The 14,919-nt window shown below is 59.9% G+C and carries 12 protein-coding genes; 6 read left to right on the plus strand and 6 right to left on the minus strand.

Features of this window, described 5'->3' with window-relative positions; all coding sequences use genetic code 11:
• The first annotated feature begins 204 nt into the window (after positions 1–204).
• The 5 genes from JOD78_RS25310 (at position 205) to tssA (ending at position 5,183) form a co-directional block, all read left to right on the plus strand.
• Positions 205–957 (plus strand): hypothetical protein, encoded by a 753-nt coding sequence (locus JOD78_RS25310; protein WP_227022565.1) that lies wholly within the window; start codon positions 205–207, stop codon positions 955–957.
• 81 nt (positions 958–1,038) lie between these two features.
• The gene (locus tag JOD78_RS25315; protein ID WP_245202292.1) at positions 1,039–1,764 is read left to right on the plus strand and encodes a hypothetical protein; all 726 of its coding nucleotides are present in this window, start codon (positions 1,039–1,041) and stop codon (positions 1,762–1,764) included.
• A 20-nt stretch (positions 1,765–1,784) separates the two neighbouring features.
• Positions 1,785–2,843, plus strand: a complete 1,059-nt coding sequence (locus JOD78_RS25320) for a DUF6708 domain-containing protein (RefSeq protein ID WP_227022567.1) — start codon at positions 1,785–1,787, stop codon at positions 2,841–2,843.
• Positions 2,821–3,837 (plus strand): SUMF1/EgtB/PvdO family nonheme iron enzyme, encoded by a 1,017-nt coding sequence (locus tag JOD78_RS25325; protein WP_121045732.1) that lies wholly within the window; start codon positions 2,821–2,823, stop codon positions 3,835–3,837. Before JOD78_RS25320 ends, JOD78_RS25325 begins: the two co-directional genes overlap by 23 nt.
• 218 nt (positions 3,838–4,055) lie before the next feature.
• Positions 4,056–5,183, plus strand: a complete 1,128-nt coding sequence (gene tssA / locus JOD78_RS25330) for a type VI secretion system protein TssA (RefSeq protein WP_121045733.1) — start codon at positions 4,056–4,058, stop codon at positions 5,181–5,183.
• Between the two features lie 92 nt (positions 5,184–5,275).
• Here the strand turns inward: tssA and JOD78_RS25335 are convergent, their stop codons facing one another.
• The 6 genes from JOD78_RS25335 to JOD78_RS25360 all read right to left on the minus strand — a co-directional run bounded on the left by JOD78_RS25335 (position 5,276) and on the right by JOD78_RS25360 (position 13,742).
• Positions 5,276–6,082 (minus strand): OmpA family protein, encoded by an 807-nt coding sequence (locus JOD78_RS25335; RefSeq protein WP_121045734.1) that lies wholly within the window; start codon positions 6,080–6,082, stop codon positions 5,276–5,278.
• 3 nt (positions 6,083–6,085) lie between these two features.
• Positions 6,086–7,072 (minus strand): type VI secretion system-associated protein TagF, encoded by a 987-nt coding sequence (gene tagF / locus JOD78_RS25340; protein ID WP_121045735.1) that lies wholly within the window; start codon positions 7,070–7,072, stop codon positions 6,086–6,088.
• A complete protein-coding gene (gene tssM, locus JOD78_RS25345; RefSeq protein WP_121045736.1) occupies positions 7,069–10,932 on the minus strand; it encodes a type VI secretion system membrane subunit TssM in 3,864 nt (1,287 codons plus the stop codon). Before tssM ends, tagF begins: the two co-directional genes overlap by 4 nt.
• A 29-nt stretch (positions 10,933–10,961) precedes the next feature.
• Positions 10,962–12,509: a hypothetical protein gene (locus tag JOD78_RS25350; RefSeq protein WP_209569279.1), complete on the minus strand. Its 1,548-nt coding sequence runs from the start codon at positions 12,507–12,509 to the stop codon at positions 10,962–10,964.
• 67 nt (positions 12,510–12,576) lie between these two features.
• Entirely contained in the window at positions 12,577–12,834 is a 258-nt protein-coding gene (locus JOD78_RS25355; protein ID WP_034334647.1) for a PAAR domain-containing protein, read from the minus strand.
• A 68-nt stretch (positions 12,835–12,902) separates the two neighbouring features.
• Positions 12,903–13,742: a M15 family metallopeptidase gene (locus tag JOD78_RS25360; RefSeq protein WP_134223440.1), complete on the minus strand. Its 840-nt coding sequence runs from the start codon at positions 13,740–13,742 to the stop codon at positions 12,903–12,905.
• Positions 13,743–13,962: 220 nt separating this feature from the next.
• On the opposite strand from JOD78_RS25360, the gene JOD78_RS25365 reads away from it, so the two are divergent.
• Positions 13,963–14,880 (plus strand): hypothetical protein, encoded by a 918-nt coding sequence (locus tag JOD78_RS25365; RefSeq protein WP_209569278.1) that lies wholly within the window; start codon positions 13,963–13,965, stop codon positions 14,878–14,880.
• The last annotated feature ends 39 nt before the right edge of the window (positions 14,881–14,919 follow it).

Below are 14,919 nucleotides of genomic sequence, written 5' to 3' on the forward strand. Positions count from 1 at the left end.
GTGATGCTGCTCAAAGATACGAATAAGAAATCAGACCAGGGGCAGCAGAGAATCATCAATATGCTGGTCACGGAGAAAGTATGAGTGCAAGCAAAGAAAGCCGTTTTCATCCCCAGAACCCAAATTGGTACGAGGACCTTGTATTACGCTCCTCCTTATATGAGGATAAGCATTTCACAGGTGCCTGTGTAGTGACCCAAGATCATGCTTATGCTGATTTGCCAGCACCACACCAGCAGAGACGTCATTGATTTTGAACCGACTACCGGACTGTGGCGGTACGTTGATACTCCTTGGAGAGGCAGTGACATAGATCTCATTGCTCACTTCGCTCTACCCATAAGGGGTTCGTACATTGTAGTAGAAGGCGAGCGCTTCTACGCCTATTGGACAGCAGATCGTGTATTGATGTTTGTCACGCCGGACAACAAGCAATTTGCACTTTTCCGCCATCTGGCTGGAGCCCTGTTTGAGGATTTGCGAGACGGCCTGCAATTGGATCTGGTCCCGGCGCAAAAGAATGACGGCAGTCTTGTGCCCGGATACTCAACCATGTTTTTGCGAGACGAGGATGGAGGCTTGCTTCATACGATTACCTACAATTCAAATTATTATCTGCAACTCTATCTCGCCGACGTCACTCCGTTCACCGATAGAAATCTAGCCTCGTGGGATTTTTTTGTCAGCCTGAAGAACGGAATTGAAAAGATATCTGGAATGTGTATATCCGCAGAAAAAATAGCTGATGTTGATACCAGTCGGATTCGCATCAAGTCAGGAGTGGCGTGTCTGCAAACTGGTTATTGGTTAGTCGCGGATTTGGTCGACGATAAAGAATATGTTGAAGCAGGGTCTCCCATGCCACGCTCATTCGATAGGGAGGTGACTTGGGAGTGGTTATCTGAAGACATCATTCCACATGAGCTATTCCCGGAAGATCAAGAGTCAATGGAATGACCGCTTTCCTCAACGAGGTACGCGCTCTCAAAAACCGCGAAGGTCGCCGCAAACCCGGATGAGCAGATGAAGGAAATGAAGATGCTGATCTTTGATCATGTGACCGGGGATGACATTATCGATTTCGACCCAGCAACCGGGCTCTGGCGTTATCCAGAAAAGCCGAGAGTGACGCCTGAGCTTGAGATCATGGCAAGGTTCACCCTTCCGGTTCGAGGAAGCTTTACTGAAGTCGATGGCAAGCGTTATTACCTTTATTGGACAGCGGACCGGATCTTGCTCTTCAGACTTCCGGACGGCACCGAATACACGTTGTTCCGCCACCTTTCAGCTGCACGTTTTGAAGATCTGCGCGATGGGCTGAAATTCGAGATTGTCCCGGCAGAGAGAAGGGACGGCAGTGCCATTCCCGGATATTCAACAGTGCGGATGCACGATAAAACTGGCGCGTTATTGCACGAAGTTTCTTATTTTTCGCAACGGTATCTTCAGCTCTACATGATGGATATCACACCCTTTACCGATAGAGATCTTGGAACATGGGATTTCTTTGTTGCGCTCAAAGATGCTGTCGAGAAAATAAGTGAGAGATGCTCAAGCGAGCAGAACGAAAGTCCGCTTGCATCCAGGATACGGGCTAGAACTGGAGAGCGCTGTCCCCTGGATGGTTTTTGGTTGGTAGCCGATTCCGTGGATTATCGGATAGAGGCCAAACAAGGCGAGCTGATGCCCTCCAGTCAGGGCCGCAACGTGAATTGGGAATGCATTTCTCGTGAACTGATTCCTGCGGGCCTTTTCACCGGCTAAAAAACATCGAGATATCTCCAATGACACAGCGCGCCTGCGGATCGTTGCGAAAAATAGCAATGCTTGTTTGCCAGCACCATACAGGTAGCGAAATCATCGATGTTGATTTGCTCGCAGATTTGAGCGGAGGAAATGTGACTATAAGTAATACAAGCCGATTTACTCCGAAAAATCCACTTTGGTACGAGGACCTCGCTGCGCGCGAGTCGGGAATAGATCTTGATGTACGCTTGGATAGTCCGCTCCTTGATGAGGATCTGAATCACGTCGATGAAAATTACCTGGAGATTTCACGCACATCATCTGTCATCAGGGGGCTTGGCCTCCTGATCGGTATGTCATTTTTTTTAATTTCCTTCGGATTCTTTATTCCTTTCTTGATCCATCGGTGGGGCGACTTTTTCAGTCTCGCGCCTTTGCTTGGACTCTTTTATTGCGTAATGCTGGCGGGCGGAATCGTAGCAGTGGGATTGTTCGCTCTTTATGATTGTCTTCTTCCGAGAGATACGCCGGTACGTTTCAATCGAAACACCAGAAAAATATACGTCTACGAATATACGGCGTCATTGCAACGTCTTAAGCGCTGGCGAACGGAAATCAAGATCTATGACTGGGACCAGATTGAGGCGGAGATTGCCAAGTCTTCAGTATTTACCGGGAAGACTTACTCCGTTCGGCATGAGTTGGTGCTGGTGATCTGTAAGCCAGCAACCAACGAGGTCATTGACCGTATTTCACTCAAGGGTAATGACGTCGGGGTCGAGACCCTGTATCAATTGTGGTCCTATGTCCGCCAGTTCATGGCCTGCGGCCCGTCCCGTATTCCAGCGCTGATGACACGTGAGCAGAGTGTCGGCTTCGTCAAGAGCCTGTTTCATTTCATGCCTTACCTTTCCCCAACCGAGGAGGGCCGGCGCTTCCGCAGCAAGATGCGGTGGCTGGACTACCCGATCATTTTCCTGACGATCTGGTTTTTCTGGATCTGGCTCCCGTTGGGCCTGTCTCACTACGTTGCCATGCGATTCGCTCCGTTACCCAAGTGGCCTCCGGACATCGATGCCGAAAGCCGCTCCCTATAGAGCTCTCCCAGTAGTCTCCAACAAGATGGTTAATGAAATGTATGAAGGAAAGACAGAAGGTCGTGTGGTGATGATTTCTATGCGCATATTGATGCTGACTTGCATCAGCTCACTGGGTATCGCAGGCTGCCACGGCGATGACGCCACTGCAAAGGATGACGCCGTGGCGCGGCTCGTCGAAGCTACACGCAACAATCTGCTGCCAGTGAAAGGCGGCGATTTCCTGATGGGGGATTTCGGTGAGCGGCACTCATCCGAGAGGCTCCCATACACAGGAGAACCCAATGCGCAGCCCTTGCATGAGGTACGGCTCTCAGATTTCTCCATACTCAAATGGAAGGTCAGCAATGATGAGTACAACGTGTTTGCAAGCCAGAACAACCGGCACAAGGTAAATGACCGCGAGGGCGATGCCACTTCGGAGAGAATCGCTCGTCTTCCGGATAGCGGACGCTTTCCGGCCATGGTCCTCTGGAAGGAAGCGCAAGATTACTGCGCGTGGCTGGGAGAGAAACTGGGACAAAAGATGAACTTGCCGACCGAAGCTCAGTGGGAATATGCCGCTCGGGATGGTGGCAAGTTCTATATCTTCGCCACAAATGATGGCAGCTTCCGAAACGGGGTGAATGTAATTTCTCATGAACAGGCAGAGGCGATCAGTCAGGATCCATTTTTCCCTGTGCCCGTAGGAAGCGCACCCGCGAATTCGTCGGGGCTGGGTGATTTCGCCAAGAGTGGATTGGAGTGGGTACGAGATTGGTATGACGATAATTACTATGCACACTCCTCAAAGGTCGACCCTGCAGGACCCGCTGCTGGTGATCTCAAAGTCGTGCGTGGCGCTCAAGCCAGCAGCTCAGTGCCAGCAATGACGATGGCGCGCAAGGGGAGACGTCCCGATGGCGTCGATGAGAAAGTTGACAAGTTATTCCAGGAGCAGGGATTCAAGCCAATTCGGTTCGGTGCCACTTTCCGCTGCGTTACGCAGCAGTGACTATCCAAGATTCCCGGAAAATCCTTTCCAGTGAATCCAGCCAGTAATGGTCGCAAGAAGTTGAACTGCATTTATTCACCCTTATTCTTCTGCAGTCGCGAACACCCGCCCCCAACCCTTGTCCAACCCCCTCCAAGGCCCGTCACTTCCAGCACGCGCATGCTGAAACAACGGGGATCATCATGACAAGAAAATAACTGATCGGGATCGTATCGACCATGAAACTGCCCACCCTGAAATCCTTGCTCGGCGTCAAGCCACCCACCTCTGCCGTCGACCCGCTGCTCAAGCCCATCAATGACAACCATCCCGGCGGCGAAGACCTCTCCTTCACCGCCGACCTGGACGCCATTGCCGAGGCGCGCCGCTTTGATGATCCGACCCTGGACCAGGGCGAATGGGTCACCGACATCAAGGAAGCCGACTGGATCTTCGTCGAGCAGCGCTGCGCCCAGCTCATCGAAACCCGCAGCAAGGACCTGCGCCTGGCCGTCTGGTACAGCGAAGCCGCCTGCAAGACGCGCGGCCTGCGTGGTCTGGGGGATGGGTTCCTGCTGGTGGCCGGGCTGTTCGACCAGTTCTGGGATCATCTCTATCCGCTGTCGGAAGACGGCGACCACGACCGCCGTGTCGGTAACCTGACCTGGCTGCTGTCGCGCTCGGTGCAGATGTCGCGCGAAATCCCCCTGACTGAAGGCCGCGGCAGCGCCTTCTCGCTGCTCGACTTCGACGCCGCCCGCACCCGCGCGGCCAATGCTGAACGGATCGCCAACGAAGGCGGCCAGCCGGAAGAGGGCATCAAGCTGGCCGTCATGGAATCGGCCCGCAAGCGCAGCTCACATGCCTTCTATGAAGCCATGCTGGCCGATACCCAGTACTGCCTGCAATGCCTGGAACAACTGGAAAAATCCGTGGATCAGCGCCTCGGTGTCGATGGTCCCGGCTTCTCATCCGCCCGCGAGGCGATCACCCTGGTTCACGACACCATCGCCCGCTTCGCAGCAGATACCGGCCTGCGTTCGGTAGCTCCTGCAGAGATCGCCGTGGCCGATGAAAATACGGCGGCCGTGGCCGCGCAATTGAGTGAGCAGGGCAGCCCTGTTGCAGCGCCGGTCCAGCATCAGGGACCGATCCGCACGCGTGCCGAAGCCATTGCCCAACTGCGCGCCGTGGCAGAGTTCTTCCGCCGCACCGAGCCCCACAGCCCGGTCGCGCACCTGGCCGACAAGGCCGCACAATGGGGTGAGATGCCCTTGCACGCTTGGCTCAAAACCGTCATCAAGGACAACGCCGCACTGTCCCACGTCGAAGAACTGCTGGGATTGCAACCGCCGCCACAGGACTGAACATCGCCTGGCGACGCGCCCAAAGAAAAAAGGAACCGCAAAACAAGCGGTTCCTTTTTTTCATGCCGGGCGAGATTCGCCCGCGTCTTGTCTTACTTGGCAATACGGAATTCGATCCGTCGATTCTTGGCACGCCCTTCAGCCGTATTGTTGGAAGCGACCGGACGATCCGGACCCTGGCCCGAGGTCGTCAGCAGACTTTCATCGACCCCCTTGGCACTCAGGTAGGCCTTGACCGCATCAGCCCGTGCCAGCGACAGCGAGATGTTGCTGGCGCGCAGGCCTTCATTGTCGGTGTTGCCGATGATTTCCACGTGCCGGCCCTTGAGCTTGAGCATGGTCGCAGCGATCTCATCGAGGATGCGTTTGCCTTCGGGCGTCAGGGTGGCCTGTCCGCTTTCGAAGGCCACCACCCGGTTGGCCAAGGCGTTGTCCAGCAGACCCTGTTCCGAAGTGGACACCCGCAAGCCATTGTTCACGGTATAGGAAGAATTGAGGCTGCTGGCCATGTCGCTGGCGATCTGCTGACGCTGCGCCTCATTGGACACTTCGCCCGAAATGCTGACGCTGGTGCCATCGATCTTCAGCTGGCCACGGCTGACGGCCTTGAGGTTGGGCGAAATCAGCTTCTGCACGTGATTGTTCCAGTTGGCCGGCAGCACCACCTGGCCGACCGCAATCTGGTCGACCACGCGGTCGGCGCCATAGACTTCGCGTAGTCGCGCCAGCGCGGCAGCCTTGCTGGCTTCATCGGGGACGGTGCCGGTCACCAGTACCTGGCCCGGTGCGGGCGTGGCGACCGGCGGCGCAACGTTCTGTGCATGAACGACTGAGCAGGCGAGCCAGGCCGCGCTCAACAATGCCAGCCGGCGGGTTTGGGAAAGAATGTTCGTCTTCAAGATTCAGGCTCCGATGAAAGCTTCGCGGAATGAGGCCAGGGCCGAGGTCAGCGAGAGGTCGGGATGGGCCAGGTAGCTGGACAGCTTCTGGATGCCGTAGTCGCTGCCCACATGTTCTTCCACCCAGTCGGCATCGTCGAAGGGGATGTTGTGCTCGGCACCGGCCTGGATGTCCATCACCGAATGCAAGGTGCGCGGCGAAGCGCCCGAGAAGCCGAGGAACATGGCCGGCTGGTCATCCAGCCGCGTCAGGAACAGCGCCAGCTCGAAATCGGCCCGGGTGAGGAAGGGCGTGATCAGGTGCATCCAGAAACTGGCCACCAGGCTGCGATACATCGGGTCGCGCGGCAGCGGCAGGATCAGGTTCTTGTCCAGGCGGCTGGAGGTGCTGGCCATGACCGGCTGCAGCAGCAGCCCCAGCGCCAGCAACAACTGGCGCAGATTGCCGGTGAAGCCGGCCTCGGCCAGCATCTGTTGCAGCGAGCCCGTGGTCTGCAGATCCAGGAAGTCGGCAAAGGCCGCTGTGTAGCCGGCGCTGTTGATGTCCAGTTCCAGCGTGGTCGACGCCAGGGTTTGCAGCGGCTGGGCCGGATCGGGTGCCGTCAGTACGCTTTGCGTGAGCGATTCCAGCCGCGACCAGAGACGCGAGAGGATCAGAGGACTGTTGCTGACGAAAGCGACCGGATCCTCGATATCGAAGGCGCTCATCGAAATGAACGGGAAGCGGCGCTGCGACTGGTCGCCGCTGGCACGCAGGTGGCCCGCCACGGCACGCCGGCTGCGCGGTCCCATGACCACGAAGTGCAGGGGCTTGACGCCGTCGTAGATGATCTTCCAGCGCGCATCGCGCGACAGCAGCTCCATGGTCTGCGCCAGCCAGTTGTCCAGCAGCGTGATCAGGGCGGCGTTGTCAGTGGCCTTGATGAAATCCCCGCGCGCCGGAATCTTGCCGAAGTAGCCGATCTTGATGGGGGTGCCGGTTGCACTCATTGCTTAGCCCCTGTAGTCATGGATTGAGTTTGCGATTGCACTTGCGCTGCCGGAGCGCCAGCGGGCGCAGTGGCCGGCGCTGGCGTCGGGACCTGCGCCGGGGCAGGCGTCGGCGCTTCCGGTGCGCCGCCAGCGATGGTTTCCGGCAGTTTCAGGCCACGCAGAGCGGCCGTGCCGCGGGCGGCACCGTTGCTGTTGCCGGAGACTTCGGCGCTGCTGATGATCTTGAGGTTCACCACCACCGTTACACCGTCATTGGTCCACGACAGCTCGAAGGCACCGTTGTCCTTGCGCTTGCGCTGGGCCGTGTTGATCAGGCGTTCCAGGCCGAAGCGTCCGGGCTGGTTGGCCACTTCCACGGTGCGGCCGTCATAGGTCACGGCCGTCACCTTGGCACCCGGAGCGCCTTGCGGATTGGGCCACACGAAGTTGGTCCACTGCGCCTGGGTGTTGCGGTAGCGCAGTTGCTGGCCATCGATCTCGATGGTGTATTCCAGCGCGCCCGGTGCCGGCTGGGGCTGGATCTGGAACACCGTCTGCGCTTCTGCAGCACCGCCACCCGCACCAGCACCGCCCGGGGCGCTGATCCAGTCGGCGAAGCTGGTGGTGATGGCCGGCGACAGGGTGATGCCCATGTCGGCCCACTTGCGCGGCGACAGCGTGTCGCCCCGGCGCACCACCAGCGGACCCATGGCCGTGGTCACGAACTTGGAGATCGCACCGTTCTCGCCAAACACCGTTCCGATTTCGCCGCTGTTGGCTTCGATCTTGGAATTGGGCGAGAACGGATACTTGGCGGCCAGGTTGTTCTGGAACGGTTCATACACCTGAGCACGCCAGATCTTGTTGACTTCGCCTTCGGTCGGACGCACCAGCGCATTGAAGCCCTGCACCAGCGGACGGACCAGCAACGGGCGCAGCGTGGTCTTCTGCTGGTCGTTCAGGCCGGGCAGCATTTCTTCATCGACGAACTTGAGCGAATCCGACAGTTCCGAGCCGTTGCCCTCCAGCGTCTGCTGCATCAGCTGCTTGGCACCGGGGCCGGTGTCGCCCTGGTTCTTGATGGTGTTCAGGCGGGTACGCAGCTTGGAGAGATTCTCCATGTAGCCGCGCATGAGCGAATTGCCCTTGTCCTTGCTCACCACCAGGCGTGCCACGCCGGCGAATTCGCGCCCTACCGGTCCCATCGGGATGGCGGTGCTGCCGTCGGTATTGAGCTGGGTCGGTACCGGGGCCGGCGAGCGGCGCAGGATGGTTTCCTTGAACCAGCCCATGAAGCCCTTGCTGGCGTTGGCCAGACCGGCATCGACCAGGGACGGGTTATCCCACGAGGTTTCGTCGTAGACGGTGTTGATCACCTTGTTGAGCGGCGAGGTCAGCGGGTCGCCCAGACGGTTCATGGCATTGGTGGCGTCGTCCAGGTTGCGCAGTTCGACGATGCTCACGCCCTGCAGGAATTTCTGCCACTCGCGTGCATATTCGGTCTTGTACTGCGACACCAGCGCCTTCTGGATCTGCTCGGGACTGCCTTCCAGCGTCAGGTCATCCTTGGTGGAGGTTTTGAGCACCCAGTCGGCGCTCTGCAGTTCCTTGTTGGCCGCTTCCTTGAAGGCATCCTGCACGAACTTTTCCCATGCATCGCGGGTGAAGGTGCCGGGGATGGCGTAGCTGCCCATGACCAGTTCCTTGTCCTTGTCGCCGACGATGCGGGCCACGGTCATGGAAGCGAAGCGGGTGGCTGCGCGTGCCTTCACATCGGCATACACGCGTTCACGCGCCGGCATGCCACGCACCACGCGGCGCAGGTTCTCTCGGGTCTGGTCGACCAGGGTCAGCTTGCTTTCCACGGTCGGCCAGGACGGATCATTGATCTGCTCCAGCGAGAAGCTGATCAGGCGTTCGGCGCTGCGGATCATCTGCTCGCGCGGCATGGTGCCGCGGTTGGTCTCCAGCCAGCCGCGCCAGAAGCGGGTGATCTGGTCGCTCAGATGGCTGGATTCGGCACGCGACTTGTCAGACAGCATCAGGTAGGTCTTGAGCGCGTTGTAGGCATCTTCCACACTGGTGGCCGAGCTGTCCTTGTAGGTGCGCAGGGCGTTGGCCGCCTGGGCCGCATTGTCGGCCACCGTCGTCACGCCTCCGGCTTGTGGCGGCTTGGCCATCGGTTCCAGCTTGCCGGAATTGGCGTTGACTTCCATCAGGTAGGTTTCGATGTTGGAGGACACCGGCTTCAACATGATTTCCTTGATGCCGGCAAAGTATTCCTCACGCAGCTTGCGCTCCAGCAGATCGCCCTGGTATAGCCCCAGGCCCACCGAGATCGGGCGGCTGGAACGATAGCGATCCAGCTGCTCGATGCGATCCTGCAGGATCTCCAGCGCTTCGAAGCGCGATTGCAGGTCCAGGCGCTTTTCCTGCAGCTTGACGGCCTTGTCCATGTCGGCCTGCACATTGGCCACCAGCTGGCGATTGCCCATGTAGGACCAGCTCCAGCCACCCAGCAATGCCCCCAATACGGTCACCGCCGCGAAGAAGGTGATGTAGCGCATGCGGATCTTGTTGCGGCTGGTGTACTGCGCCACCAGCTGCTTGTCCGCGAAGATCACCTGCTTGAACAGGTTGTGCAGGAAGAAACCGTGCTGGGAGAAGATCTCGCGCTGCGGCTTGTGTTCGAGGGTCAGGCCGAAGCGATCGGCGATGCGTTGCGAAGAGGCGCTGACGGTCGCGCCTTCCTGCAGCGCGCTGGTGAAGTAGAAGCCACGGAAGACCGGCTTGAACTGGAAGGGATTCTCCTCGAACAGCGTGGTCACGAAGGAACGCAGCACACCCTTGATGGACGAGAACTCCAGCGGGAAGGTCAGTACGCCCGGTGCCAGGTTTTCGCCGCGCTTGACGGACATGTTGGCCAGGCTCATTTCCTTGAGGCCGGCGTAGAGCTCGTCGAAGCGCTCGTCAAAGAAGCTGCTGACCTCCTGTCCGCTGCGCTTGCGGTCATAGGCGAGCGTCGCGCCCCAGACGCGATCGCGTTCGCCGCGTTCGGTGTCGAGGAAGAATTCATTGAAGCCGGTGATCAGGTCGGCCTTGGTGAAGACCACATAGACCGGCGCAAACACTTCCAGCTTCTCGGTCAGCTCCTGCACGCGCTGGCGCAGGTTCTTGGCCAGGTTGATGGCGAATTCCGGACGGTTGCCGGTCAGCTCGGCGATGCTCACCGCAATGATGATGCCGTTGATCGGTGCCTGCTTGCGATAGCGCTTGAGCAGGCCGAGGAAGCTGAACCATTCATTTCGGTCTTCTTCGTACACCGAGTATCGCCCGGCAGTATCGAGCAGGATGCCGTCGGTGGTGAAGAACCAGTCACAATTGCGTGTACCCCCCACCCCATGGACGATCTTGCCGCCCTTGTCCGCAAAGGGGAACTGCAGGCCGGAGTTGGCGATGGCGGTACTCTTGCCGGCCGCCGGGTTGCCGATGACCATGTACCAGGGCAATTCATACAGTGCGGCCGCACCGGATTTCTGTCCCAGCTTGGACGTCTTGATGGTGTTGATCGCGTCCAGCATGCGCTGGCGCAGTGCATTCACGTCGTCACGCCGCGCACCGTCGCTGCTGGCGGGGGCGGCTTGCGAGGCTTGCTGTTCCAGCACGTTTTCCAGCTTGCCGGCGGCGCGCCGGACTTTCCAGCGCTTGTAGAGCCAGAAACCCAGCCAGACCAGCAACAGCAGGCCGAGCAGGGCTGCCGCCCAGATCAGGGCCACTTCGAGCTGGTCGGCACCGATGAAGAGGAAGGCCGCCAGGGCGGCGAAGCCGAGGAGGATGAGGACGCGCGTGTCGCTGAGGATGTGCCAGAGTCGTTGCATGATGTGAGCGCTTTGGTGTGGAGTTCTTGTTATACGGTCGCTGAAGCAGTGACGGGGGATGCCGGGGTTGCGGTGGATGCAGCTGAATCGGAAACGGGGGCCGGCGCCGCCGCAATCGCGGGCGCGCGGCTGAGGGCGACTACGGCACGCTGATGGGCGTCCTCGTTGCAGACGCACAGGCTGGGCTGATCGCTGTCGTCGGTGGCGGCGTGCGCCAGCACCAGTGCCGACAGCGCCGTGGCCAGGCCAGCCGAACCGCAGCTGGCACCCAGCTTCACGCACTGGCTGCCGAGGTCGAGTTCGGGCAGCACGGCGTAGCCCAGCTTCATGATTTCATCGGTGCGGCTGGCTCGGTAATCGCCATCGCTGACCAGCAGCGCGAGTTGATCGGGCACGATCGCCGCATCGCGCAGCGCGCCCTGCGCCAGCTGGATCAGCAGATCGCCCGGTACGCGGCGTGCCTGGTCGACGGACTGTTCGTGACGGCCCAGGCTGGCCCGGTGCAGCAGCACCGGATCGGCAGTACCCATGGCCAGTGCCTGGGTGGTATCGGCCAGGATCAGCCCGGCTGCAGCTTCTGCCGGGGATTTGCCGATGCTCTGTGCGCCTTGCAGCAATTGCTTGTCCTGCTGCCACGCTTGCACGATCTCCGGATCCAGATTGGACTGGGCCGCAATGACCATGGCGAGGTAGGACGAGGCGAGGTAAGGGGAGGACTGTTGCGTACGCGGATCGCGGCTGGTCGCCACCAGCCGGTCCAGGTGCAGCAGGGGATGCGCATTTTCGCCGGCGGCGGCCGGGAGGACGTTGAGCTTTTCCGGTGGCCAGCCTTGCTGGCAAACTTGTTCACCCAGCCAGCGGGCGGCCTGCATGCGCTGCTCGCCGCTCCAGGTGGGGGGCAGCAGCACCAGCAGATGCAGATGCGGCAAGCCGACTTCCTCCTGGCGATGGCGCGGCGCGTCTTGATATTCTTCCAGCAGGGGATGCCACTGCAGCCGATCGCCCAGCTCCCGGGCGATGTCTGCGGCCAGCGCCAGGCTGCGCCAGTGTGCATTGTCCTGTGGTGTCAGCGCCTGCTCGGGGAAATGCTGCTGCTGCCAGGCCTGGTAGATTTCGCGTGTTTCTTCACCTTGAACATCGGAAATGCGCCCGGCGAGTATGGGCATGCCCTGATCGTTCACCAATTCGCCATCCAGGGGCAGGCGCACCGATTGCGACTTGATCTGTTCGAGCAGGTCGGCGGCATCCGCGCCGAAGGGCGAGCGCAGGGCGGTGGCCACGATGGCCAGGGTCCATTTGCGTTCGGGGGAATGGCCGGGTTCGGTCACGGCTGCTGCCGGGGGCGGTGCGGCGGCTGCAGCGGCGGCCTTGGCAGCAGCGGCTGCGGCCATGGCGCTTCTGCCCTTGGCAATGCTCCATACCAGCAACAGGAAGACGGCCGGCAGCACCAGCAGATAGAGAATGACGTCACCGCCATCCGGCATGTGGTTGGCACCGGACCAATAGGTGATGAACATCACCCAGGTGACCAAGAAGACTGCGACGGTCAACAGACCCCGCTTTATCCATGTGCTCATCAGCGTTCGCTTTCCGGATTCTTTTTGTTGTAGTAAGCCCTGCCCCTGTCGTGATGGGTGGTGTCGCTCAGAGTGTCGTGGTGGCCTGGCCGGCAATGAGCACTGCGCCGCACGCGGTCTTGTCGCCGTCGCGCGCCACCGGTGCGCCGTCCACCACCATGGTGGGATCGCCGCTGACGATGGTGGTGGTGCCATGGCGGGGACAACTGACCTTGTCGCCGATGCGCGCCACCAGCTTGTTGCCGACCAGGGTCTGGCCGGAACCTTCGATGACGCTGCCACCGTGCGAGGTCTTGTCTCCAAGGACGATGATCGGCTTGCTCATGGTGTATCCCCTTGTATTTCTACGATCTGTCTTTCGTCGGACGGCGACGTACAGGGCCGCGTCCAGCTCTATTTCTTCATCACGCCCGGCATGCGGTATTCGGTGTGGCCGAAATCCATCAGCTTCCAGCGGCCGCCCCAGGTCAGACCCACCGACTCGGCGACCTCGCCATAGAGGCGATAGCCTTCCATGGCCCATGGATCCTTTTCGCTGATCACCAGCTTGCCATTGCGCACAAAGGCGCAGTCGCCGGCCAGGCCGTACTGGTGATAACTCTGGAACGCGGCTGCATTGGTGACGTTGCTGCCCATCCCCGCCAGCATGGTCTGGCGCTCCGGACTGCGATAACCCTCGATGAGCGCCATCTCGTAACCATGCTTTTCCTTCATGATCTTGAAGACCAGGAGCAGGCGTTGGGCGTATTCAGGATTGAGCAGTTGCCAGTTGCGGCTGGCGTTGACCAGCATCGGACGGACCTGGATCACCTCAGCAGTGGTAAACATGTCCGGCGGCAAGGGCGGCGGTGGTACGAGTTGCTCACCTTTTAAAAGTTCCGCGATTTGAGAATTGGTTACGCGCTGGGTGTCGTCAAAACCCTGCAGCATCGATTTGCCGCTTAATAGAAATGCAACGATGGCTGGACCAATCAGCAAGACAGCAATCGTTGACACAATTACGTAATTATTGCGCACGTAGTCGACACTCGCTGTCAGGGAACTCCGGACGCTGGATGTGGTCCCTGCAATCACCTCATCGCCTCTTCTGTTCCAGCGTTCCCAGCGGGATCGCAGGCCGGCAAGCCGGGCGTGCAGGAAGCGTAATGTCAGCACTCTGCCGGATGGAAACAGCAGCAGCCACATGGCGAAGCCGGTGACCAGCAGATAGGCGGCGATGAGAAGGAACAGCACGACGAATCCCCTTTTTATTCTGGCCGGCGCTGGGTGGCACTGCGGTGCGGACGCCGACACGTTTCTGGAATTGAGCCGGCGCGTCAGCGAGACCGAGAGCGACTGGCAGGAAACGGAAAATTAATAAAAATCAAACAACTTGTTTCAAGTTGCACAACACAGGAGTACGGCCTTGCAGCCTCCGAACCAAGAGAAACCTGCATCCAGAAGACCGAGCTTGATGCCTGCATCCGACACTTCGTCTGCGGATGAAGTTCGCATCCTCAATTCGATTTCGGATGGAAAGACCAAAGCCCGCAGCAGCAGCAGCGGGGAAGCGCGCAAGCCGCGCCGTGTGCTGTTGATCGTGCTGCTGCTGTTGCTGCTGGCAGGTGGCGTCACACTGGCGGCCCTGCGCATGAACAGCCATGACGCCGCGAGCACCCCCGTGCAGGCTGCGGCGGCACCGCCGGTGCCACCTCTGGCTTCTGCCGCGCCGACCACCACCCCGGCACCGGGTGCCGTTGCGGAGCCCGCCACCGGTGCCGCCGCCGCACCGGCCGCGGCACCTGCCGATACCGCGGTCATCAATGACACCAACGCCCCCGCGCCCGATGCGGCGTCATCTCCCGCAACCGCAGCGCGTGGACCGGACCAGTTGACTTCGGCCCTGGAGGATGGCGTCAAGCCACCGCCGGCGACGCTGAAGAACGCGCTGGAAGCCAAGCCCGAGAAATCCGACAAGCCCGCCAAGCCGGCCGCCCAGCACGAGGACAAAAAGAAGAAGCCGGCCAAGGCAGAGAACCGCAACGACAGTGATGTCGATCTGATCAAGGCGCTGGTCGCCCGCTCCGGCGAGGTCGAGAAGAAGCGCAACGCCAATGGCAGCAACAATGGCGGCACTGCCGCCAACGCTGGCAATGGCACCAGTGCAGATGGCAGTCCGCAGAAGTCCGCCCAGGCGCACGCCAACAACACCAAGTCCAAGGAAGCCCGCAACGTCGACGTGGTGGAGCGCAAAAATGGCGAAAGCACCGCCTCGCTGCTGCAGCGCTGCCATGCACTGGGCTTCGTGGAAGGTGAATTCTGCCGCTGGCGCATCTGTTCGGGGCGTTGGGATAGCGATCCCGCTTGCAAGGTGCCGCAGGCCGATAACTGAACCGGGCTCGGCTTGCGTTGCGCAGTGTGGCCCCTCCTG

The sequence above is a fragment of the Herbaspirillum sp. 1130 genome (assembly GCF_017833835.1).
Taxonomy (GTDB): Bacteria; Pseudomonadota; Gammaproteobacteria; order Burkholderiales; family Burkholderiaceae_D; genus Herbaspirillum; species Herbaspirillum huttiense.